Annotated in this window: 20 protein-coding genes; 5 read left to right on the top strand and 15 right to left on the bottom strand. The window is 41.5% G+C overall.

Annotated elements, in window-relative coordinates; all coding sequences use genetic code 11:
* Positions 1-184 precede the first annotated feature (184 nt).
* The gene (locus CAL6303_RS19735) at positions 185-1594 is read left to right on the top strand and encodes a 1-acyl-sn-glycerol-3-phosphate acyltransferase (RefSeq protein WP_015199600.1); all 1410 of its coding nucleotides are present in this window, start codon (positions 185-187) and stop codon (positions 1592-1594) included.
* Positions 1595-1601: 7 nt separating this feature from the next.
* Here the strand turns inward: CAL6303_RS19735 and CAL6303_RS19730 are convergent, their stop codons facing one another.
* Positions 1602-2048, bottom strand: a complete 447-nt coding sequence (locus CAL6303_RS19730) for a cupin domain-containing protein (protein ID WP_015199599.1) — start codon at positions 2046-2048, stop codon at positions 1602-1604.
* Between the two features lie 19 nt (positions 2049-2067).
* Positions 2068-2844 carry a cysteine hydrolase family protein gene (locus tag CAL6303_RS19725; protein ID WP_015199598.1) on the bottom strand — a complete coding sequence of 259 codons (777 nt, stop codon included), beginning with the start codon at positions 2842-2844 and terminating at the stop codon, positions 2068-2070.
* Between the two features lie 257 nt (positions 2845-3101).
* On the opposite strand from CAL6303_RS19725, the gene CAL6303_RS19720 reads away from it, so the two are divergent.
* On the top strand, positions 3102-4502 hold the full coding sequence (locus tag CAL6303_RS19720; protein ID WP_015199597.1) for an amidohydrolase: 1401 nt from the start codon (positions 3102-3104) through the stop codon (positions 4500-4502).
* A gap of 111 nt (positions 4503-4613) precedes the next feature.
* Here the strand turns inward: CAL6303_RS19720 and CAL6303_RS31520 are convergent, their stop codons facing one another.
* Positions 4614-4739, bottom strand: a complete 126-nt coding sequence (locus tag CAL6303_RS31520) for a hypothetical protein (RefSeq protein ID WP_255348429.1) — start codon at positions 4737-4739, stop codon at positions 4614-4616.
* A 47-nt stretch (positions 4740-4786) separates the two neighbouring features.
* On the opposite strand from CAL6303_RS31520, the gene CAL6303_RS19715 reads away from it, so the two are divergent.
* Positions 4787-5593, top strand: coding sequence for an Rpn family recombination-promoting nuclease/putative transposase (locus tag CAL6303_RS19715; RefSeq protein WP_015199596.1), 807 nt, complete (start codon positions 4787-4789; stop codon positions 5591-5593).
* 210 nt (positions 5594-5803) lie between these two features.
* Here the strand turns inward: CAL6303_RS19715 and CAL6303_RS19710 are convergent, their stop codons facing one another.
* From CAL6303_RS19710 to CAL6303_RS30445, 3 genes are read right to left on the bottom strand one after another with little or no spacing between them, the layout of a single operon-like run.
* Positions 5804-6142 carry a type II toxin-antitoxin system PemK/MazF family toxin gene (locus tag CAL6303_RS19710; RefSeq protein WP_015199595.1) on the bottom strand — a complete coding sequence of 113 codons (339 nt, stop codon included), beginning with the start codon at positions 6140-6142 and terminating at the stop codon, positions 5804-5806.
* Positions 6129-6353, bottom strand: a complete 225-nt coding sequence (locus CAL6303_RS19705) for a type II toxin-antitoxin system ParD family antitoxin (protein ID WP_015199594.1) — start codon at positions 6351-6353, stop codon at positions 6129-6131. The genes CAL6303_RS19710 and CAL6303_RS19705 overlap by 14 nt, the downstream gene beginning before the upstream one ends.
* A gap of 48 nt (positions 6354-6401) precedes the next feature.
* Positions 6402-6539: a hypothetical protein gene (locus CAL6303_RS30445; RefSeq protein WP_158333168.1), complete on the bottom strand. Its 138-nt coding sequence runs from the start codon at positions 6537-6539 to the stop codon at positions 6402-6404.
* 278 nt (positions 6540-6817) lie between these two features.
* Here CAL6303_RS30445 and CAL6303_RS19700 point away from each other — a divergent pair, with 278 nt between their 5' ends.
* Positions 6818-7309, top strand: coding sequence for a hypothetical protein (locus CAL6303_RS19700; RefSeq protein ID WP_015199593.1), 492 nt, complete (start codon positions 6818-6820; stop codon positions 7307-7309).
* Positions 7310-7464: 155 nt separating this feature from the next.
* Here CAL6303_RS19700 and ahcY read toward each other — a convergent pair whose 3' ends face one another.
* On the bottom strand, positions 7465-8742 hold the full coding sequence (gene ahcY, locus CAL6303_RS19695; protein WP_015199592.1) for an adenosylhomocysteinase: 1278 nt from the start codon (positions 8740-8742) through the stop codon (positions 7465-7467).
* 424 nt (positions 8743-9166) lie between these two features.
* Between ahcY and CAL6303_RS19690 the strand changes: the two genes are divergently transcribed.
* A complete protein-coding gene (locus tag CAL6303_RS19690; RefSeq protein ID WP_015199591.1) occupies positions 9167-9430 on the top strand; it encodes a hypothetical protein in 264 nt (87 codons plus the stop codon).
* Between the two features lie 130 nt (positions 9431-9560).
* Here the strand turns inward: CAL6303_RS19690 and CAL6303_RS19685 are convergent, their stop codons facing one another.
* The 8 genes from CAL6303_RS19685 to trpA form a co-directional block, all read right to left on the bottom strand.
* Positions 9561-10106: an NPCBM/NEW2 domain-containing protein gene (locus CAL6303_RS19685; protein WP_015199590.1), complete on the bottom strand. Its 546-nt coding sequence runs from the start codon at positions 10104-10106 to the stop codon at positions 9561-9563.
* 124 nt (positions 10107-10230) lie between these two features.
* Positions 10231-10836: a Uma2 family endonuclease gene (locus CAL6303_RS19680; protein WP_015199589.1), complete on the bottom strand. Its 606-nt coding sequence runs from the start codon at positions 10834-10836 to the stop codon at positions 10231-10233.
* Positions 10837-10920: 84 nt separating this feature from the next.
* Positions 10921-12798 (bottom strand): SdrD B-like domain-containing protein, encoded by a 1878-nt coding sequence (locus CAL6303_RS19675; protein WP_015199588.1) that lies wholly within the window; start codon positions 12796-12798, stop codon positions 10921-10923.
* 150 nt (positions 12799-12948) lie between these two features.
* On the bottom strand, positions 12949-15273 hold the full coding sequence (locus CAL6303_RS19670) for an OmpA family protein (RefSeq protein WP_015199587.1): 2325 nt from the start codon (positions 15271-15273) through the stop codon (positions 12949-12951).
* 5 nt (positions 15274-15278) lie between these two features.
* The gene (locus tag CAL6303_RS19665; RefSeq protein WP_015199586.1) at positions 15279-19496 is read right to left on the bottom strand and encodes a hypothetical protein; all 4218 of its coding nucleotides are present in this window, start codon (positions 19494-19496) and stop codon (positions 15279-15281) included.
* Positions 19493-20419 carry a DUF11 domain-containing protein gene (locus tag CAL6303_RS19660; RefSeq protein WP_015199585.1) on the bottom strand — a complete coding sequence of 309 codons (927 nt, stop codon included), beginning with the start codon at positions 20417-20419 and terminating at the stop codon, positions 19493-19495. Before CAL6303_RS19660 ends, CAL6303_RS19665 begins: the two co-directional genes overlap by 4 nt.
* Positions 20420-21858: 1439 nt before the next feature.
* Positions 21859-22506: a hypothetical protein gene (locus tag CAL6303_RS19655; protein WP_015199584.1), complete on the bottom strand. Its 648-nt coding sequence runs from the start codon at positions 22504-22506 to the stop codon at positions 21859-21861.
* Between the two features lie 345 nt (positions 22507-22851).
* On the bottom strand, positions 22852-23652 hold the full coding sequence (gene trpA, locus CAL6303_RS19650) for a tryptophan synthase subunit alpha (protein WP_015199583.1): 801 nt from the start codon (positions 23650-23652) through the stop codon (positions 22852-22854).
* Positions 23653-23744: the final 92 nt, after the last annotated feature.

Genomic DNA, 23744 nt, shown 5'->3' with positions numbered 1-23744 from the left:
CGACTTAACAGATGCGGCAACTCGCTGCGGTGTGAAGTTGTTCGTTGTTGATAGGGGACATGCATAGGCAGAGGTTCTCATCCTCCTGCGCTATCCTGGTAGAGGATAGCGATATTCCTACAGAACCCTAAAAGCGAACCACCTAAATCGCGCTAGCTTCGCATGATTTCTGGAGATACTCAAATTGCCTGAAAAAATTCGTTCCACTCAACCACCCCTCAAATTCCTCCCCCCAAAATTCAACCCTTTCATCCACCAACTTACCAAACTGGCTTTTCCCCTGCTTCTACGTTTTCGGTTTCGTCCCTGGTTGCCTTCGGGAATCTCTAACTTTGAGACGGAGAATGTTGTAGAATTAGTCAAACTTTATCAACAATTCCAAGCAGGTAAAGTTCGCTTTTTAATGGCATTTCGTCATCCAGAAGTTGACGACCCCCTCAGCATGTTCTACTTACTTTCCCGTGCTGTTCCCAAAGCTGCCAAGCAACACAGTATTTTCCTCCAAAAACTCACCCACAGCCACTTTATTTACGACAGAGGAATGACAGTCTGGGCAGGTGATTGGTTAGGTTGGTACTTCTCCAAGTTGGGGGGAATGCCAATTCGTCGTGGTAAAAGAATTGACAAACGTGCTTTACAAGTAGCTCGACAATTATTTACCAATAGTAACATGCCTCTAAGTATCGCCCCCGAAGGTGCAACCAACGGTCATAGTGGTATAGTTAGCCCATTAGAACCTGGTGTTTCCCAATTAGCATTTTGGTGTATCGAAGATTTAATCAAGGAAAACCGTTCAGAAGAAGTATTTATTCTCCCCATCACCATCAAGTATAGTTATCCCAAACCACCTTGGAGAAAGTTAGATTGGTTGTTAACTAAATTGGAACGAGAAAGTGGTTTAGTTACTATCTCATCCAATAATTTGACTAATCAAAATAAAGAAGAAATATACTATCAACGAATTTTAAAATTAGCAGAACACCTAGTTGTACAGATGGAAGATTTCTATCAACGCTTCTATCACATCAACTTTGAACCAATTGAAATTGACTCTGAATTCGAGCCAAATACAGAATTTATAAAACGCCTACAACGCCTTTTAGATAAAGCTTTAACAGTAGCAGAACAGTATTTTTCTGTCCCGCCTCAAGGAACCCTCATCGATCGCTGTCGCCGCTTAGAGGATGTAGGGTGGAGTTACATTTATCGGGAAGATTTAGCAGACTTAAACACCCTAGCACCCCTAACTAAAGGGCTTGCCGACTGGGTAGCAATAGAAGCAGATCAAAGAATGAAACACATGCGATTAGTGGAAAGTTTCATTGCTGTGAGTGGCAACTACATCACCGAAAAACCAACATTTGAAAGATTTGCAGAAATGACATTACTCATGTTTGATCTGATTTCCCGGCTTAAAGATAATACACTTCCCGGTCGCCCTCGTCTAGGGTGGCGACAATCTCACATCAGCGTCGGCAAACCAATTTCTGTCACCCAACGCTGGAATAAATATAGTGAAAGTCGTCATTCAGCAAGGGAGGAAGTGAGTAATTTGACTCAGGAAATATATCAAGAATTGAAAAATATGATTTAGCAACTATTTAGACAATTAAACCCCTATTTAAAACCTCTAAATCTTCCGCATCTAACTCGACAGGAATTCCACTCCTAATTAACTCCGAAAAGTCCTCATTAGGAACCATAACTGTTAATGTGTAAAGACGCGAAGAACCAGTATTTTGAATCATGTGAGTTCCTGTTGGTGGTACTAATAAGCTATCACCAGCTTTAATGACAACACTTTTACCATCACAAAGCGCAACACCTTCACCCTTGAGGATAAAAAACATTTCTACTGCCCATTGATGACGATTTGGTGGTGTTTTTCCTCCAACATCAAATATTTCAATACAGCAAGTTAAAGACGTATTAGCATTAGCTGTATCAAATACAATCGCCAGACGATTAGTATCATCTGGACTAATGCGAAATACTTGATAATCTTGCGGAGATTTGATAATAGGAATTACACAGCTTTTGATTTGCATTGGATCTCCTATTAGGATTTTAATAAATATTATCTATTGCTTTGAGCATCGCTTGAGAATCACTGACAAATCCAAAACATTGCTTAACGTTATATAAAGTTGCCTGCCAACAATATTCAGGTGAAGTTGTAGCGGTGCAATCTTGGAGTAAGATGCAGTCATAGCCTAAAAAATGAGCATCTTGCAAACTTGTCATTACACATTGATCGGCATTAACACCTGTAAAAAATAGAGTTGTACGTCCTAAGTTTTTAAGAATACTATCCAAAGCTGTATCCCAAAAGCCACTCATTCTGTATTTATCAATACATATATCTTCAGGCAATTGTTCCAATTCATCAACTACATTTGCCGCCCAACTATCTTTCATTAATACCTTTGCGCCATTTTTAGGCAAAGCATCACCTAAGCCAATTCCCTCCCCCGTTGGGTTGTAAACATGACTTGCTGCGGCACTGATATTTAGCAAATCAGGACGATTCCCCCAGTTTATCCAAATAATTGGGATATTTACCTCCCTTAGTAGTGGTAACAGATGTTTTAGTGGTGCTATTGGTTGTCTTGCTGGTGTAATATCAACACCAATGTGTGATAACCAGCCATCTGGATGACAAAAATCATTTTGCATATCGATGATTAACAAGGCAGATTTTGCTAAATCGATGCGTAAGGTTTTGGTTTCTGTTGCTAAGATAACGGGTTGTGGGTTGAGAGGAGGACGAGTTATATCTGCAATTTCGCTATTCACTGTCCAAGCATTGGGGGCAATTCCTAGTTTTTTTAAGGGTAAATCCATAATGAATGCATTAATTAATATTGATCTTGTATTTACGGCAGAATAAAGGAGTTAAACCTCATCCATGATGAAACCCCAAAGTTTTTTAGGACTTAAAGCCGTCATTGCGACGTAAAGTAGCCGCAAAGGGGCTTCTTGCACAGTAGCAATTTCGAGGTTCTTGTGGAAAACTAAGGTTCTCAAGCTAGAAAAGGTTTAGTTAACTTTAGGCGATAGTTTTATACTCTACGTACTTATTTAATTTAAGGTTAAGCATCGTGAACTTTATCATCCAGAATGCATTAGTTGCCACAAACGACAATTACACAACTCAGGATATTCAAATTGTAGATAAAAACATCAGCGTAAGCTTCGCATCTCAACTGGAAACTCCTGAAACTGTAGTCAATGGTGAAAATAAGCTGTTACTCCCAGGTTTTATAAATGCCCATACCCACTCCTCGGAAATGTGGCAACGGGGTATTATGTCCATGTTTCCCCTAGAACTCTGGTTAGCAGAACTTTATGATTTTGCCCCCCTAACTACCGAAGAAGTCTATCTGAGTGCTTTAGGGACAGCAGTAGAAACTCTCCTTTCTGGTGGTACTACTGTTGTAGATCACTTAGTATTGATTCCTGGGAAAGAATTAGAAACCATCGCTACCGCTGTACGTGCATACAAAGAGGTAGGAATTAGGGCTTTTATTGCCCCTCTAATTCAAGATGAGTCAATTGCGGCAGGGATTCCAGCGGGGGATACTCAACAAACCTATGAACCCTATTTTCGTTCTACTCAACAAACTCTTGATATTATTGAAGATGCTGTAAAACAGTTTCATAATTCAGATGCGGGGATAAATATTGTAGTTGCACCTACAGGAATTCAACTGTGTAGCGATGCTTTATTTCAAGGTTGTGCAGAATTAAGCAATAAATACAATCTTTGCCGACATTCTCACCTGTTGGAAACCAAAGCACAGGAGAAACTAGCATTAGAAAAATACGGTTGTACAGCAGTTGAACATTTACAGCGAATTGGTTATTTAGATTACCGTACATCTCTAGCACATTGTGTCCATTTAAATGATGCTGATATTGAAATTTTGGCAGAAACCAAATCTACCGTGGTTCACAATCCTCTGAGTAACCTGCGTTTGGGTAGCGGCATTGCCCCAGTTATCAAATATCGGCAAGCAGGGGTAAATGTTTCCTTTGGGTGTGACGGTGCATCTAGTAATGATTCACAAGATTTATTAGAAGCCATTAAAATTGGTTCTATTTTGCATAATGTCACAGACTTGGATTACCAGCATTGGATTACACCCCGTGATTCAGTAAAAATGGCGGCTTTGGGTGGTGCAATTGGGTTAAATATAGGTGATGTTCTCGGTTCTTTAGATGTAGGGAAAAAAGCTGATTTAGTGCTTTACGATTTGACCAGTTTATCATTGTTACCCCGCACCGACCCCATTGGGTTATTGGTTTTAGGTCGTCCAACTAATATAGTTAATAGTGCTTGGGTGGATGGAAAACAAGTTGTTGCGGATGGGAAAGTCACAACTATTGATGTGGATAATTTACGACAGGAATTATTTCAACGCAGTCACTGGCAAAGCCAGCGAAAATCGAAAACTGCCAAGGAGTTGGAAAGTCATTACCGTGCAGTGATGGGGATATAACTTATACCTAATAAAATAGCGAACTGACAAAAGCCCTTCGGGCATCCAAGAAACAGCGCTAAGTCCCAAGGGGACAGGCTACGCCAACGCTATCGCACTCCCAAACCAACCCTAGCTAAACCGCGCAAGCGATCGCATTCCTAAACCAACACTTACCAAAGCGCGAACGACTTTCGTCGCGCAAGCTACGCATAACAACTCCCATGAAGTATTACAGAGAATCCATGAAGCATACATTTATCGTAAGCTAATACATGCTGCTTACAGTGGTGCGTCTTTGAGCAATGAAAACAGACACAATTTTCTATACCCTTCTACAAAATCTTCCCAGTGTTTTATTTGAACTGTTAGAACAACCTTCAACTCTTGCGTTACGCTACGATTTTTCCTCTGTAGAAATCAAAGAATTAGCACGACGTATTGATGGAGTATTTTTACCTAAATCTGACTTTCTTGAAGAACCAATTTATTTTGTCGAGGTACAATTTCAGCCGGATGAGGATTTGTATTGGCGATTAATTACCGAGGCTGCTGTTTACTTAAATCAATATAAACCAAATCGAACCTGTCAAGTTGTAGTGCTTTGGGCAAAACGTAGCTTCGATCCTGGTGTTCCTCTGGTATATCAACCTTTATTTCCTGCTGGATATATTCGGATCATTTATTTAGATGAGTTAGCTGAAGTTTCTGGTTCGTCAATTGGTTTGGGAATTATCAAGCTGGTGGTTGCACCTGAAAATGAAGCGGTACAACAAGCAAGAAGTTTGATTGAAGAAGTTAAACAAGTAGATGCAGGAAACCGTCGCAATCTTCTAGAATTGGTAGAAAGGATGTTGGTTTACAAGTTTTCGTCCTATAGTCGTCAGGAGTTAGAAGCGATGTTTGGGTTAAGTGAATGGAAACAAACCCGTTTTTATCAAGAAGTTAGGGAAGAAACGAGACAGGAACTCAAAGAAGAAGTTAAGGAAGAAACACAGATGGAAAACATTCCCCGGCTGCTTAAAATAGGTCTAACGATAGAACAAATAGCACAAGCACTTGAGCTAGATATCGAAGTGGTACAAGAGGTTGTTAATAAGCAAAATAAATAAGGTTTCAATCGCGATCGCATTTCCAAACCGATACCTACTAAAACAGCGATCGCATTCCCAAACAAACCCTCATTACAAAGCGCGAACGACTTTCGTCGCGCAAGCTTCGCATACTCAAACCAACCCTAACAAAATCGCATTCCCAAAGCAACCTAACCCAGACAGCGAAAGACTTTCGTCGCGCAAGCTTCGCACTAATCTCAATCGAAATTAATCTAAGCCTAAATGTAATTTTAATGCAGTATCAATCGCAATCATTAATTCTGCACTTAAACTACCTACAACTTCACTTTTGATTCGCTCTTTAGAAATAGTTCTTATTTGTTGTGCTTGTACTTTAGAGACTTTTGATAAGCCACTATCTTCTGAGTTAATCAAAACCTCAAACGGATAAACGCGAGTAACATTAGAAGTAAGCGGTAAAATAGTTATCGTAGTAGAAGCACGATTATTGGCATTATTACTTACTATCAGCACAGGACGTTGCTTATCCATTTCCGAACCCATGGCAGGACTTAGATTAGCATAGAAAATATCACCACGTTTCATCTGTTAATCCATCTACAATAGTCACATCCCAAGCGCTGTCAACTTCCTGGGAAGCTAATCTATACGCTCCTTCTAGCTCTTGGTTTCGCAATAATTCTAATGCTTTCTCAACTACTTGAGAACGAGATTTGCAACCTTTTTCTAGCTTGTAGTTCTCAATAAACCCAACTAAGGATGCTGGTAAAGAAATCGATAGCTTTTCGACGTTCATATTCTTACCATTGGTAGTAAAATTATTCCTACCAATATCTTAACCTAATTAATGTATGGCGCGATCGCATTCACAAACCAACCCAACAAAAAGGGCGATCGCATTCTCCAACGAACCTAACAAAATCGCACTCCCAAAGCAACTCCTAACAAACAGCGATCGCACTTCCAAACCAACCCTTATCACAAAGGGCGATCGCATTCTCCAACGAACCTAACAAAATCGCACTCCCAAACCGACACCTACCAAAGCGCGATCGCATCTTTAAACAAACCCTAGTTAAATCGCATTCCTAAACCAACACAACCAAAACAGCGAACGACTTTCGTCGCGCAAGCTTCGCACTCTCAAACTGCAAAGCCTCCACCCAACTTACAAGAAATTGCCATGAAAACCCGCATGATTACGGTAGTCGTTCAGACAAGGTTTAAGCAGATAATTGAAATAAAGAGGATTTATGAATTATGGAAAGCGCTCTTGAGCAAACAATAGCTTTACAAAAAAAATTTAATATAGTATTTCGCGAAATTATATTCTTAGAGTCAAAAATCAACGAAAAAAGAGGATTTTGGTTTTTTGAAACTCACGTTTACTCAAAAGAAACATTATTCAATTCAGAGCATCACTCTAAAATAGATTCAATTACAGAAAAGATAGGAAGTGACGTAATTAGTTGGAATAAATTTGGGAAGCTTACAGAAGAGGGCAGATCGGTTTACGAGAATATGAAGAAAGAAGTTAATGATAAGCTAGAAGAAGTAGGAAAGATTATTGCTAATAGAGAACCTACTTGGTGGGAAGGAATAGAATCTTTCTTTGTAGAATTTATTCATAAGGTAGTAATTAATAATATGCCAGAAATACTAATAGAGAATCTAGCCTTTCCTCTCTTCAGTAAAATACCAATTTTATCTGGAGTTTTTAAGAGAATACCGAAGCTTTTAGGTGGAAGATAGAATTAAGATACTGGAAGTTATATGTTGGGTTACGCTTCAACTAACCTATAAAAAAGGATGAGCGCGATCGCACTCATCCTCAAAGCTATAAAATTCAACTATTTATTTAGCAGCTAAAAGTTTTTAAAAACCCTTAATTACTAACTTTCAAAGAATTAAGTTCCCGAAGTCCAGGAATTGCTGTAATCGATTTGATCTTGAGTCAAGGTATCAACAGTAATACCCATTGCTTGCAACTTCAAACGTGCAATTTCCTTATCTACATCCGCAGGAATCGAGTGAATCCCAGCAGCTAATTTACCTTTGTTCTTAACTAGGAACTCTGCACCCATCGCTTGGTTAGCAAAGCTCATATCCATAACTGCGCTGGGGTGTCCCTCTGCCGCAGATAGGTTGATCAAACGACCTTCACCTAGTACAACTACGGATTTACCACTCTTGAGTTTATACTCTTGGGTGAAAGGACGAACGTCTTTAACTTCTGATGCTTTGCTAGCAAGTGACTTGAGGTCAATCTCAATGTCGAAGTGACCAGAGTTACAAACCATTGCTCCATCTTTCATCACGTCGAAGTGTTCGCTACGGATAACGTGCTTGTTACCTGTAACGGTGATGAATATGTCTCCAAGTGCTGCTGCTTGTGCCATTGGCATGACGCGGAAGCCATCCATGACTGCTTCGATTCCCTTCACGGGGTCGATTTCGGTGACGATGACGCTTGCACCCATACCGGATGCACGCATTGCTGTACCTTTACCGCACCAACCGTAACCTGCTACCACTACTGTTTTACCAGCGAGGAGGACGTTGGTGGCACGAATAATGCCGTCGAGGGTGGATTGTCCGGTACCGTAACGGTTATCGAAGAAATGCTTTGTGTCTGCGTCGTTGACGTTCATTGCGGGGAATGTCAACACACCATCTTTTAACATCGCTTGTAAGCGCACAATACCTGTGGTGGTTTCTTCGGTGGTACCAATCAGGTCAGCGATTTGATGGGGACGTTGTTGAATTAATGTTGCTACTACGTCGCAACCGTCGTCAATGATGATGTTAGGACGGTGATCTAGGGCGACTTGGACGTGACGGCTGTAGGTGGCTTCGTCTTCACCTTTGATGGCGAATACGGGAATTCCGTAATCTACTACTAAACTTGCAGCTACGTCATCTTGGGTGGAAAGGGGATTACTCGCAATCAAAATTGCATCTGCACCACCAGCCTTGAGCGCGATCGCTAAATGGGCGGTTTCGGTTGTAACGTGACAGCAAGCAGAAATACGGATACCAGCAAAGGGCTTTTCTTTTTCAAAGCGATCGCGTATTTGTTTGAGCACTGGCATTTCGCGTCCAGCCCATTCAATACGCTGTCTTCCCAAGGGAGCTAGGGCGAGGTCTTTAACCTCGTGCTTTAATCGGGGAGATGTTGCAGTCATTAATATACTTCCTTAGTAAGGTCAAAGTGTTACGTAAATAAGTAAACAAATAAATATTTACGTACTCTACATAGCTTATGCTACCACTGCCTATATTAACAAAACTTGTTGATGTTAGCTTGGTGGCACTGTCAACTAGCTTGACTTTTGATGACTTCCCTGTCAATGCGTTAGTGTTTTGTTTGCGGTAACTTTAGGTTTGCAGGTTGTTAAGGCTGTAATAGCTTCATGAAAGCTTAATAATTGATCCGTATTTATTGCTAGTTTATATACTTGATAATTTTGATACCAAATAGCTGAATAAAACCAAAATTAAGGCTTTCTAAAATTTCTCTGATTTATGGTTAATTAGTTGGCAATTCAGTACATCTGTACTATAATAATATTAGCCTCTAGAAAGCCTGGTAATAGGAGGGTTAGTTCCATGATGAAGCACTATATTCTCAGTTTAAATCCCACTGCCAAGCATGAATGGGATAGATGCATATTGCGTGACCCCCTCACCGCGAAACGCCCAGATATCGCCAAAATGGTAGCAGAAGCGATTGGCACGAATGGGGGTAGTTATTTGGTAAGTGTAAATATTGAGATTAAGGTATTAGAAGAAGCATCTATGCCACAATTTGATCAGTTGAGCTTGAATATTACAGAAGTCATGGAGAAGCCACAGTTGCGGGAAGCAGCTTAGGGAAGAGGCAGCGGAGCGGGGGGACAAGGGGCAGGGGGAAAAGAAGTGTGTCGAAAATTCTTTGTTTCCTGTATAAAAAAACAGTCTGATTGCAACTATCAAAATTCTACCTCTCTCCCTCCCCCTTGCTTTACTTCTTCTCGGCGGGTGCTGGTTGCTGTTTAGCTGGACGTTGAAGGGATGCGTTGTAGAAGTAAACGCGATCGCAGTATTCCTTCTCGCTGCTACAATTGGCTTCGATGGCAACATTGGCGGCATTTGTGACATCGATTGTGACATCAGCTTGTTTTGATGGGGAAATAGTGCGTGTTTCTACTTGTTTCCCATCTACATAGATCACTACATTCACACTGGCACTCCGATTATCGTTGTCACGCATTCCAAATCCGAGGTTGAGAGTTTGGAAAATGGGTTGATTATTATCTGGTTGAATTTTACAGGTAATGGCGGCGGAACGATAGCCAGGACCAAGGTAAAATCTACTACTATATACTCCTCTACCGATAGAGACATTCATATCTTCTTCACGAGCGCTACCAAGTCCGCTGTTAACGCATTTTGCCCTTAAAAGTGAAACTGGACGTTGTGCTGTAGCAGTATTCTCGCCTCCAATGGTGAATAAAGGCAAAATTACAGCGCTAGCTAGTAATGAAGCGATGAATTTAGTATTTTGCATATCTAACAGTTATTGATACAAAGCTAACAAATAAAAGCCATGATTATCATACGCGATCGCTCTCCATCTTGAGCGACTGATTTTTGGTTGTTCTGTTTTGATATGAGGGTGTATCTCGAAATACCTACCAAATTGGATTTAAGTCCAAGGCAAAACCAGGTAAAATATCTTCTCCGCTTAAGGTTGTGGGATTTTCTAATTCTTCCACAACTGTATGAGGACGATAAACATAAACTTTGCGCTGAACTCGATCAATTAACCAGCCTAAGAGGGTACCATTTTCGATATACTCCTCCATCTTATTTTTTAACACCTTCAAACTGTCTGACGCTGACCGTAATTCAATCACAAATTCCGGACAAATTGGAGCAAATTTTTGACGTTTTTCTAGGGGAATTGCTTCCCAATTTGTTTTTTTGATCCAAGCAGCATCAGGTGAACGTACCGCACCTGATGGTAGCGTAAAGCCTCCACTGGAACCAAATCCCACACCTGTACCATCCTGCTTTGTCCAGATACCCAATTGCACAATTAGATCAAAATTACGTTGATCAGTTTCCGAACCTGTGGGGGACATAATGATGATCTCTCCATTAGCTTTACGTTCAATCCGACAATCTCGATTTAGCTGACAAAAGTCAAATAATTGGTCATCGTTGATGCTAATAACAGGATGAAACTTCAACTCTATTGGAGTAATTTCTATTTCAATCGGTAATTGTGTAGTCATATCTAACCTCGGTGATTTTTCAATGACAAAATGGCTTTTAGTGGTTAGTAGCTAGCTTTTGTCCCTGATACATTTTGACTCATATTAATTAATTGTGACGCGAAAACGCACAAAACCCACGTTTCCACCGGGAAGCACTCCCAAATTCACTAAGACTGCACCGTTAGTGTTGTTCGCAGGGCAAATATTGCTAAAGTTATCAACCGGAGTTAGGGGACTGAGATACCTACCATTGTCACCACCGTTGCCTGCACCGTTTACAGTGAGACTATTGTTGGTAAAAGTCGTTCCTTGGGGAATCAAATCGCAGAATCGGATATTTTGCAGGTTTTCGCCGCCTTCGGTAATAAAGTAAATAGTGTATTCAGCTTCGTCACCGCTAGTTAGAGGTGTGCTTAGATTAGGAACACCTCTAATTAATTGTCTTTGAGCATCATTGAGGGAATCATCATTGTTGCTATTAGGATCAGAGGTAAAAGTATTAAAATTAACACCTGTTACTGTCTGACCATTTCTCGAAGCGCCAGTAATTCGTTTGAGGAGGCGAATATTTGGTGAATCTTCAGCCCCAACTCCAGTAGATTGAAAACCAAAGTCGATAGTATCAGTGTTGGGGTTATTTTGAGTCAAATTAGCTGGGAGTGTTGTCCTAGTCGTGGGATTGAAATTATTACCTGGTCTAATTGCTTCTACAGTATATTCACCCAAGGGAATCCCAGGAAAACCATAAATACCATTGCTATTAGTTGTGGTTCTGGCGATTTCCTGGTTACTGGAATTTCGTAAAATTAAAGTCACATTGGGAATACCTACTTCCCCATTATCAGCAACTCCATTGCGATTGCGATCGCTAAATACAAAATCCCCAATAGAACCAACCTGTCTTTGATTAAATCCAAAATCAACGGTGTCTATTTTCTGTCCAGGTGTGAGGGTGACGGGGTTATTGGGGACTTGGGTTGGTGTAAAGCCGGAAGGTGGAGTATTTACTGTAACTCGATAGTTCCCACCAGGTAATTCTGTGAAGCTATATTTACCATTACTGTCGGTGGTAGTTGTTCGGGTAAAATCATCACCTGTCCCAAACTGCCCATCAGAACCTGCACCCACCAATGTCACGGGTACATTGCCAATTCCGACTTCTGCGTTATCTTGGGTGCTATTACTATTGGTATCATTATAGACAGTATCCCCAATGGAACCAGCAGGAGCACAAATAGTAATTTTGGCAACCCCAATACTTTCATCCTGAGTTGGAGTACCATATTCTTGACCTGGTTCGTAAAGGATGCGAATTTGGCTAACTGCTCCAGAGGGAACAACTTCGATATTACCATCGCTGCGATCGGGAAACGAGTTTTCGTTAATACCTTCTGCCAAATTCCCCGTAAGTCTAACTGTTGAAGGTGAACCCAAAGTTCGAGTATTTACACTCACAGGTGAACCATTATTAAAAGCAGTCACAGTTACACGATCTTGGTAAATAAAACCCAAATCACGTTCCCCATTGCGGTCAATATCCATCAGAATCAGGGGAGAAGCCAAAGTCACAGGTTGGGAGAAAGTAATATTAAGAGTAGCACCACCAGGGGCAGGAGTTTTCTGGGGACCAATATTAAAAAATAGATTTGGTGCAGGTAAACCACCATAAACACTATTGAGAATTCGAGACTCCTCAGTATCAATTACTCCCGAAGTACTCTCAGTAAATTCAAACCTAACCCCCACACCTTCAGCATTCAAACTTTGCCGCAGAAAATCGGCGAGATTGTTGCTAGGAGTCCAATTAAAGGTAGCTGGGATAGTTCCCGCTGGGCAACTTAGTTGAGTTTGGGCTAAAACTTTATTTTCTTGATTGAAACCAATTCCAGCAACCTGTGGAGCCGCAAACATCAGCACCATCAACCCAGATTTTAAAGATTTAGTCGGTAAATTTTGTAAGTATCTAAATAATAATTTCATATAAGTACCCAAATAATGAACCACACATCCACTTGGTAACGAACTCTGCGTAACTTCGCGCTTTACTCTGCGCTTCTCTGCGTTTATTTCTTACTTAATACAAAGGAAAAGCTTGACTTGAAATATCTCTCAAACAAGCTTTATTCCTTCCTATCTCCTACCCCCACGACGTTGTTCAATTTGTAAATCGCCTTCCTGTTCCTCGATGATGATTTCCACACCTCGGATATCCTTAAAGACAATTTCCGCACGGCGATTGCGGGCGTAGTCAACAATATCTGTACTATTAGGCACCTTCAACTGCGATTCTCCAAAGGAGCGAATCGTCATCCGCTCTGGTTTTACACCTTTACGTAGTAGATAATTTCTGGTGGCTAAAGCCCGTCTTCTACCGAGTGCCAAATTATAAGCATCACTAGCACGGGGGTCAGTATGACCTTGAATTTCGATGACAATAAATGGATATTGTTGGAGAACCTCGGCAATTTGATCTAAAACCTTGGCACTGGCGGGACTCACAAATGATTTATCCAAAGCAAAGTGGATATTCTTGGGAACCCGTAAAGTAATTGGTGGTGGCGGAACCTCTGGTGGAACTTCTGGTGGTGGAATCTCTGGTGGTGGAATCTCTGGTGGTTTCGAGGTACATTCGGGAGGTTTGATGGGAATAGATGGTACTGTAGCTGAAAGGCTTGTTATTGTGCCTTTCTCGCCAATTACAGCCGCAATTGCTGGCTCAGAAGTTCCATATTTGGGGTCAGTAGCGATCGCGCTCACGGCATCCCCGACTTTGATATTATTAATTTGGGTACTAAAGTTACCTGATTTATCCGTGTTTACCGTCACTATTGGTTGATTTAATGCCCCATAACCAATGTCATAAATAGCTGATTTTCCTCGTTGATAGTCACTCAAGCGGTAAATTGTCACTTCGGCACCGGGATCGGCTTTCCCTTCAATTGTTACAGTGCTACCACTAGGCGCAAATGCCCTAGTTGTAAATTCTGGAGCATTCACAGCCCCATTTCCCGTATCCAGTCGCCGATTTTGCGAATTTCGTTTCGGATTGGCACCATCACCCCGCTGAAAGTCACTCACGCCCAAATTACGCTGTGTATTCAAGTCGATACTCAAACCTTCCAAGGATGCAAATTTGTTATCACGGATGACATTATTGGCACCAACATTACTTTTCCCCACATCGTTACGGGGGAAAGCCGAAACCACCACACCAGGTCCCGCTTGATTATCAATTTCATTCCCCAATACCTGATGGTTACTACCCATCAAGTACACTGCTGCCCTTCGCAACCGCCTACCGTTGTAGGTAATTTTGTTATTTTGTAGCAGCAAATCCCCATCTGGTTTAAATAAATACACACCTGCGCCATCATTAGCACAGATTAAATTGCCTGTAACTTGGGATTTAGTTATTACACCTTCAAATCTCAAGGCATCCGGCATCCCCGCCAAGCCATTTCCCACAATTATGTTTTCTGTAACTATAGTGTTTTCACTACGAACAGAAGTAATAATTGCACTTCCATCATTATAGGAAATTCGGTTGCGGCGAATTGTTGCCCCTTGGGAATTAAATACATACACCCCAAATGCCGAGGTTTTTTCCGGCATCTTCTCATCCACCGTTAATCCCAGCCAGTTATTTTCAATGGTGATATTTTTCGGTGGTACATCTTTTTTGCCAAAAGGAAAATTCCCATTTGGTGGTTGCTGTTTACTCACATCCGGTGGTGGAAAACGGTGGGCAATCACAATATCACCGGGAGGAGTAGTTAGGGTTACAGGTTTAGGATTACTATCGTAAATCAATAAATTACCCAACTGTTGTTTGATGGGTTCAGGATTGAAACCGTAGATATTCAAACCGCGAATTGTGATGTTATCAGCCGTTACCGTCAACCCCCGCAACACATCTTTATCGGTGGTAATTGTCACCACTGGTACCGGAATCGGAATCTCCGCAGTGGCAGATTTTGTTCCGTCATATCCTGGTTGAGTTGTACCGTCGATGGTTAAACCGGGACTGATTAAATCTGGTAGCTGCTTTTGCAGTTGAATTACAGTTGCACCACTGGGCAAATTAAACTCAATCTGTGAACCGGAAACCGTTTGTGGCTGTATCTGTGCTTGTTCTGCTGGGCTGAGTTGTTCCGGTTTGAGAGTCCCATTTACAAGTTCAACAGCTTCCCTGAGAGTTAACTGGTTATCAGCTTGCACCTCCCCATCTTGGTTACTATTTACTACCACCTTAATATTGGGAATTGCTATTGGGGTGACAGTTGGTTGCTGGGCAATTGCAGCAGCTACAAAGCAAAAACCTAAGGAGATATTTAACGGTAGAAAGTAGTAATGCCAATTTTGAAAACCCTTTCCTAACCTCCCCTTCGCAAGGGTTAATTGATCGTGAGATGATATTTTCGGCAGACTTTTCTGCTTTTTTCTCAACCTTGACATTATCCTCACTCCTCCACACTTGGTACTGATTGTTTTAGCCGCTGAATCAGTTGCTGTTGACTGGTTTGATTTTCTAAAGTCTCTACATCTGTTTTCAACTGCGGCTGTTGAATCTCATTAACTTGAGTTCCGGATAACGGCAATACTGGTTGCTGAAATGTTTGCTGAGATGTTTGCTGTAAATTGCTGCCAAATCCACCAGCATTTTCTAAAAGAGGTTCTTGTGCAGGGAGAGAATGAGTATTCACCCCTGCTTCTTGTTTATCTGGTGGTGATGTTTTTTGCTTGAGTCTATCCCTTAGAGTTGGGGTTGATGGCTGAATAACTTCTGTTGTATTGCTTTCAGTATTTCCTGGCTTTCCTAACTCTGGTGATATTTGTGACTTTGGACTTTCCTTAGTAGTGGTATCTCCAGGTGTTATTTGTGGTTGGGAATTAGTTTCTGGAGTCACTGGAGTATCAACAGGTGGTGTAGTTGGTTGAAACTCAATCTGTTGACTTTCAGAAGAATTCACTGGTTGTAAAGCTGTGTTGGGTTGAGGAACTGATTCTTGTTGTTGCTTAGGTGCTGGTTTTTGTAATCCGAAACCACCCAAGAGTTCATTCAACTTCAAGCTGATATTCAGATACAAACCACCTTCAGAACGGTATCCAGAAAAATCTCGATCTCCATTCACATCAACACTACCAAAGCTATACCCAGCAGCAACTCGCAAGTCTGGTGTCACATAGTAACCACTTTCCACAGCTAATCCAAATTCGTTGTAGCCATTATTACTATTGGAATCTTGACCAATCCAGCGTCCTTCCACAGCTAAGTCTGTGCGGTAGCCAAGTTTATAGCTGGCACGTAACTGAGCTAACTTAGCTGTACCATCGAATCTATCCCCATTGAGGAAGGTGACACCATTCCGTAAAGCCATCTTTCCATATAACTCCCAGCGCCAATTAGGTGCGTATATACCCTCAGCCGAGAAAGTATGACCAGTTACAGTGGAACCAACTAACTGTGTTTCGGGGATTGAATCATAATTCTGTCGCCACTCATACTTGAGTAAGCCGTTAAATTTATCATTAGTCGGGTCACGGTATGCTAAACCAATTTTTAAGTTGGAAGTATCACCCAATTCTTGGAGACGAATTCCCGAACTGTTGATTCCGCTATCTGTAGGTAAATAGACATTCGCTTCACCAGCTTGCTGATACCGAACCAAGGCTGTCAAAGCTGGAGTAATTTTCCCGGCAGCAGCAGCAGATATGACTAAATTATTACTTTCATCACCATCACGATATTCAAACCTACCACTTGCCTGGAAATTCGGGTTGTCGGTATATTCCAATCCTAAGCTATATACAGAACCGGAGAAGAGTCCTAGTGAAGAAGCAGATTGTCCAACTGCGTAATATTGCTCGTAGCGTGGACCTGCGGCGGTAGCATTGAATAGATTCTTGAAGACATATTCATAACCCAAACTCATCCGCAATCCAGGGGAAAGTACGAGCTTCTGATTCAATCCCACTGCACCTTGTCCCTGCAACCCGTTATATGCCGATAACACCGAATAACGTCCAGTTATCGCGGTATTTTCGGATATTTTACTATCCAAGAGAGTATCAAAAGTGGTGATTGAGTTACCCCGAATCAGTTCACTACTATCAAAGAATTGGTGTCTGAGGGCGAAGGTGACACCGGGATATGCTTTCCAATCTAGCCCTAAGGTGGTGCGGTTGGGATAAAGTGGATCACTACCATCCAAATTCAGCTCATTCTGGGCGCGAAATAGGAGTGATTCTCCCAGGGGAACTTTGGCTTGGGATACCAGTTGATTCGCATCACCGTTGAATCGGTTATTGACTCGATCATCACGGGAACGATTCACATATTCCAAACTCAATTCTGGACTCTGGGAAGTTGTACCCAACCTTTGGAGAATTCCAGCCCGGAAAGTCCGCAATTTGTTACTCACAGCTTCACCGGGTCTGGCTTGGGGTTGAGGATTGAATAAATCGAAGAAATCTACAACTCTACTAGGTGCTGTACCGTAGTTTTCCTCAAAGTCGTAACCAAATCGCAAACTAGTGGTGTCGGTAACTTTTGCCAAGAGTGATGCACCATAGCGAGTTTGTCCAGGAGAATAACTAGTGGTGGCATTGTTAAGGAAATTAGGTTCTACCCCTCGGTAGTAGGCATCAGCAAAGAAATTATCGCTGAATTTTGTGGTGGCTTCTAAACGATAGGCGTTACCATTCACACCTCTACCTGTATCCAAGTCACTAGTAGAACGGGCAAATTCTCCGACAATTTTACCGTTGTTACCCAGAGAAACTAAAAAGTCAGCACCGTAAAGTTGAAAATTGCGATCGCCTTGATCTTCCGATAGGTAACTTCCCGCTAAAAATGACCGATTTTGGAAGGTGGGGGAAAAATTATATTGCAATCTGCCAGCGTATAAACTGGAGTCTTTACCCCCTTCATTTTGGTAAGAAACCACAATTCGTCTTACCAAAGTCGCACCAAAGGGGTTTAAATCGGTGGCTTGAAAGGGACGACGAAATATTAAGGTGCCTCGGTCGTAGTCTATTTCGTAATCTTGGTCACGGTATAATGGTTTTCGCTCAACAACTGTACCGGGACGGTTGATTTCCTCGGCTTCCACATACACCGTCTCACTTCCCGGTATCAACAACCGCTTGGAAAGGAAGTAATTCCCACTAGTACCGTTAGGAACAAAAGTATCCCGCTGAAACCCTTCGATGTTGTTTGCATACATCCCAGTAAATTGCAAGTTCCCAAAGTTGTAATTCAGCTTCAAACCATGCAACTGGCGGGAGGTTGCCGAATACAACTGGGATTCACGGGCAAATTCCGAAGTGTTGTAGTCACCCCACATCAAGAAGTCAGGATCAGCACCGGGGATTTTAGGCGATCGCTCAAATCGCGCATAGACGCTATCAATAGATGGGGTGGTAGGTGTCACCGTCGAACTATCCCCATACACTGGGTATTGCTGTTCACAAAATTGGGTGCTACCAAAGAGGCGATTTTGCCCTTCGCAATCTTGGTTCAAAGGACGATAACTGTTGTAAGCACCCGTAAACAGCCATTCCCCTACTTGTCCAGTGGCAAATGCCGCAGCTTTAAAATCTACCCCTGTACCGCTTCTTCCTGGTTGGAGGAAATCACTAAAACTGCCCCAGTAATCAGTTCCCCTCGCACCAATTCGCAGGTTAATTATCCCGGTTGCCAAAGATGGACGTAAAAAGGTGACAAACTCAACCTGGGTATAGGCTTCTAACGGTGAATCCACCAGTTTGTCGTAGATGGTGGTGTCATTTTGTTGGGGGAAAGGCTCACCAGGTGCAGGGTTAATACCATTTGGACGACTAGGATTAGCCCGGATTTTATCCACTGCTGCCCTAATTTTCACCTGTTGCGGCTTGATATCCGATTGTAAGGTTGCCAAAAACTCCCCATCCCTAGCAATCACTTGGAATCCACCTTGATCTGGACTTTGATCTGCCCCAACAAATTTACCAGCACTACTGGTTAATGTCACCACCACATCACCGGGAACAAGTTGTCCATTCTCGTCGGTGAGTTCACCCCGCAAGCGAATTGTAGAACGTCCATCTGCTTGGACTTGGGGGTTATCTGCGGGGGAAATATCCAGCTTGATTTTTTTGGATTTTAGAGGTGAAGTTGTAGGTGTTTGCCCGGTTTGAGTTGGAGTTAAAGGTAATTTTTGAGAATTCTCCGGAGGAAGAGAATCAATGTTGGAAAAAGGTGATATGGGAGAAATAAATTCCGGATTAGTAGGAACAAAATCACGGTTTTGGTTAGGTGTTGGTGCTGTTGGTAAATTGCCAAAATCAGCCTCGGCAACTAAAGTTTCACCATGGGAACTAGTTGAAAAAATTTTCCCCCTGCTCCCTGCCCCCTGCTCCCCTGCTTGCCTCCACCCGACAATCATACTTGGAGATGAAAGTGTGGCAGCACGGACTGGACTGGCTGAAAACGGCAAAGCGATGCCTAAGGCAGGCGAAGCGATCGCGCAAAACGCTGCGAGAACTTTTCCGTTACCTTTGCTCAACAAAACCAATATCGTAATCCAATCAATCAAACTTTGGTTTGTTTTACCCTGTAGGGTTTCACCCCTTTGACTTTTTTGGGAGTTTAACAGCAATATTCTATAAAGATAGAACTTTAAATTTCTTGTTTTCATCGCCTTTCCTCTGAAAACGCGGGCGTAACCGCAAAATTAACTCGCCCCATACTGCCAGGTGCTAACCGCACCATCCGCGAAAAACTGTTTTTCTCGATAAAATATTTATTAGGAGCTAGTGCATATCCTGGTAAACTTGTCAAGTCTAAAGTAGCTGAACGATACCCAGAGATGACATTTGATAGCGAATATAAGCCATTAGCATCGGTGATAATCCGATTACCATCGTCCATGTAAATGACGGCATTTGGCACTCCCGGCTCATTGCGCTGTTGTTCACCATCAAAGTTTTTATCGATAAAAACTCGACCAATTAGAGTTGCACAGTCGGAAACAATTCCTTTCCGAATTTGCAATCTATAACTGGCTTGATTACTACCGAGGTTCCCAGCCCTTGCTTGCGCTAAATTAATTCCATTACCTCTAACTGCATCTGGGGTAACTTCAACCGCATAAACTACATTGAGAATTTGGTTTGGTTGTAGTTCTTGCTGTGTAGTAATTGTCACGCTTCTATTTGAAGCCGGACTAATTGTTAAATCGATACTTTGATTGCCAATACTGCCTTTAACTGATTTATTGATGAGTGTTAAACCGATGGGTAACCTGTCAGTTACACTCACATTTCTAGCAACAACGTTACCAGTATTGCGAATTGCCAATCGATAAACCACCGTATCACCAGGTTCAGCTGCAGCGCGATCGCCTGTTTTAATTGTCTCTAATGCTGCCTGACCTGCTCGTAGCGTCACCGGATTAGAATCCACAACCCTGCCACCTGGAAGGTTATCAGCACCCACACGGGCAGTATTACGTATATCCGTTTGAGCAAAGGAAGGTGACAGTGTATACGTAATCACACTGAGAAAAAAAAATGGAAAAAGGAGGCTCTTATGCCTCAGCCATAAAAACATAGATGTCATTGCTAGGCATCAACTAATAGCAGAGGTTTTCTTTAAATCAAACACTTTAATATCAAAAATCAAATTCTTCTTCGCATGATGATTTTTCTCAACTTTCAGCAGTTTAAGTTACTTTGTCCTTTAAACATTTTTGCTGAATTTGATTAGTCATCTCACAGTTTCAGAGTAAGTTAGTAATTTTTCTTGATCAGAACATAATTCTCAAAAAAAATTGTTTGAACAGTATATAAAAGCGGTTTAGCTGTAATTAAAAAGAGCAAGCCTACAGTCTAAAAATATATGTCTTTAGAAAGATGTACCTCATGAATCATGAATTTTACTCGGATTCAAATAACACTGCCAGCTTATGATTGGAGTTTGTAGTTAAGCAACCATACCATCTTTTCTCTTGAGAACAGATAATGGTTGTATTTACCATATAGCTACCCATTTAGTAAATACTTATGGACTTATGGCTGAATTCTACTACAGCTAAAATCGAATCAGCTTTAGTCCCAAGTATTGGAAATAAAACCGAGGTTCTGAGTTTATGCAGATCCAAAATTTACCATACTTATCTTGAATCAGCGATAAAAATTTGGCGCTGCTTTAATTAAATTTATGAAAAAAATAAATTGCCGAGTTTAGATATTGTTGGGAATATTTCAGTAATATTACCCAGAATTTATTTTTCGGGAAAGGGGGTTACAAAAATATTTTAAGTATGTTTTTTTATATTCAGATCTACCAAAAATGAGTTATAACGCGTACGTGTATGCCCTTTAATTTTCTGATAGTAGAATATATTTTATACTGATTTTTGTGAAGAAATATTTCATATTGCAATGTTAGCTCAACTAGCTGATTTGCCCTAAATAATAGATTTTGATAAATGGCAACATGGAATTACTTGGGGTGCAACTGAGGGTTAATGATCTAAATACCCTACTGTCAGAAGCTTATACCTGTAGAGATTCCGCCAACTTTCCGTCGCATGAAGTTGAAATATTTAGGGTTATAACTATCCGCAATTGAATTAGTAAATCGGATATTGATAATTTTCAATCATCCCCTAAAACAAACGTTGTGTACAATCATACCGATTATAGACTGAAGGTTTGAGAAGCGATTGTGTAAAGTGAGGTAAATGTCAAGTATTCTAAGTTACATTAGTCATCACACCAAGCAACAAAAACCCTACTGGAAAATAATTTATCAAAAGAAAAAAAATATACAAACATCAGGACTATTGCAGAAGACACTTCCTGAAGTGTCATATTTGCAAAATGTCCCATACACCATGTATCTAGCTTTATTTATGTGTGTAAATGTATGTAAATTTATATAAATTCAACAATGTAGACATATAAACATGCCAAGTCGCCAGGTGATAGCCAATGTGTTATTGAGCAGAGATCTATCACCCGAAGCATTCTATCTCTATTTAGTTGTTAAGTTATTTAGTAAATATCATCATATTCGGGAGACTCAACACGTCTAACTTCGTTTCGAGGTGGCAAAAACTCAGTCCGACGAGTTGGAACAAGTGGAGGTGTGGGACCTGTATAAGGATGAATGACCTGAACGGTACGGCTTTGGCGTTGTTTTGGCGAGAAAAGGGCTGATACTCCAGCGACAACAATACCACCACCAACAGTTAAAGCCATTCCCCCAACTGCCCAAATAATGCCAGAAGACCACCAAGGGGTTTGTGGTTGTTGTGATTGCAACAACTGATTCTGGCTTTGATCCCTGATGGCGTTTAATTGGGCTTGGTTATTGTAGTTTTGGAGTTGGAACTGGAGTTGTTGATTTTCAGCTTTAATGCGGTCATTTTCGCGCATCAGATTGTCCATCTGCATTTTGACACGCTCATTATCGATCCGTAGTTGAGTGCTATTGGGATCTCCAGGTAACAAATTTGGCGATGTTTGACCAACACCATATTGACCTGGCTGAATTACTGGTGGTGTAACTACTTGGGGTGGCAACTGCGATGGCAGTGTAAAACCAGATTGAGCAATGGGGCTAGGATTCCCTCTCAATAGTACGAGGGCTGCGAGACCAGCGACAGCAACTCCGCCGATAAATGCCATACTCTCACTCATCGCCTTCTCCTTTTAGCTGCGATGGAATAACAATTTTCAATAACGGAAATACTCTCACACTCATATAATATACGCTTGTATCCTGTTTGACTTCACATCATAGCTGAATCTCAATTGCTTGAATCAACTGGTTACTTTTTGCCCGACATATGCTTTATACATTCAAAACGATATCCGTTAAATTGTCTACCAAGATGGGCGAGAAATAAATAGTTATTACACTTTTTATCATCTCGCTTGCCTAGATAATTTTAGCTGAGACTTTGAGGATTTCGATGATAACCCAATATTCACAGTATTGGCTGTGGCAACTGGTAATTCAGCGCTAAGTCCTTAAAGGGTAGCCTATGCCAACGCGATCGCATTCTTGATTTGATGGCAAAATTCACCAACAGCATCTAATCCTTGTGCGGGAGTACCTTCAGCCAAGCGTTTAACTACGGCACTACCAACAATTACAGCATCAGCACCCCATTCCCTCACTTGGGTAGCGTGTTCTGGCTGGGAAATTCCAAAACCTACCCCTATTGGTTTATCAGTATAACCACGAATTTGTTTAAGTATATCGGATACTCGTGTTTCAATTTGAGTTCTCATACCAGTCACACCCGTGACACTCACAAGATAAATAAAACCTTGAGAAGCGCGGGCAATGGCTTCAATTCGTTCAGCAGAGCTAGTGGGAGCAACTAATAAGGTGACATCAATTCCAATTGCCGCAGCTGGTTCTAATAGTCCCCGTGCTTCTTCAAGAGGTAAATCAGGAACCACTAAGCCAGATACCCCAGCTTGCTTAACTTGTTCTAAAAATTGTTCAATCCCACGATTTAAGATTGGGTTGTAATAGGTGAAAAGGATAATAGGCGATCGCACATCTGGAATAGTTGAGGTCAGCATCTCTAAGACCCGATCCAAAGTTGTCCCTCGCTGTAGTGCCCTTGTGGCAGCAGCCTGAATTACAGGACCATCAGCCAGAGGATCTGAATAGGGAACCCCTAGCTCAATTATATCCGCACCACTGTCATCAAGTAGGCGCAAAGCCTTAGCGGTAGTCTCCAGATCAGGATCACCAGCTGTAATAAATGGAATCAAAGCACATTCACGACGTTGTGCCAGATTTGCAAAACATTCAGAAATTGGAGTCATTACTTCTTGTTTTTGGCTAAAAATCAAAGGTCATACATCAAGAGTCACAGATACAAACTTGACTCTTGACTTTTGACTGGGGACAAATAACC

The organism is Calothrix sp. PCC 6303 (assembly GCF_000317435.1).
In the GTDB taxonomy this organism is placed as follows: domain Bacteria; phylum Cyanobacteriota; class Cyanobacteriia; order Cyanobacteriales; family Nostocaceae; genus PCC-6303.
Note: the sequence above shows the minus strand (reverse complement) of the source record. Positions and strands in the feature narration are given on the sequence as shown.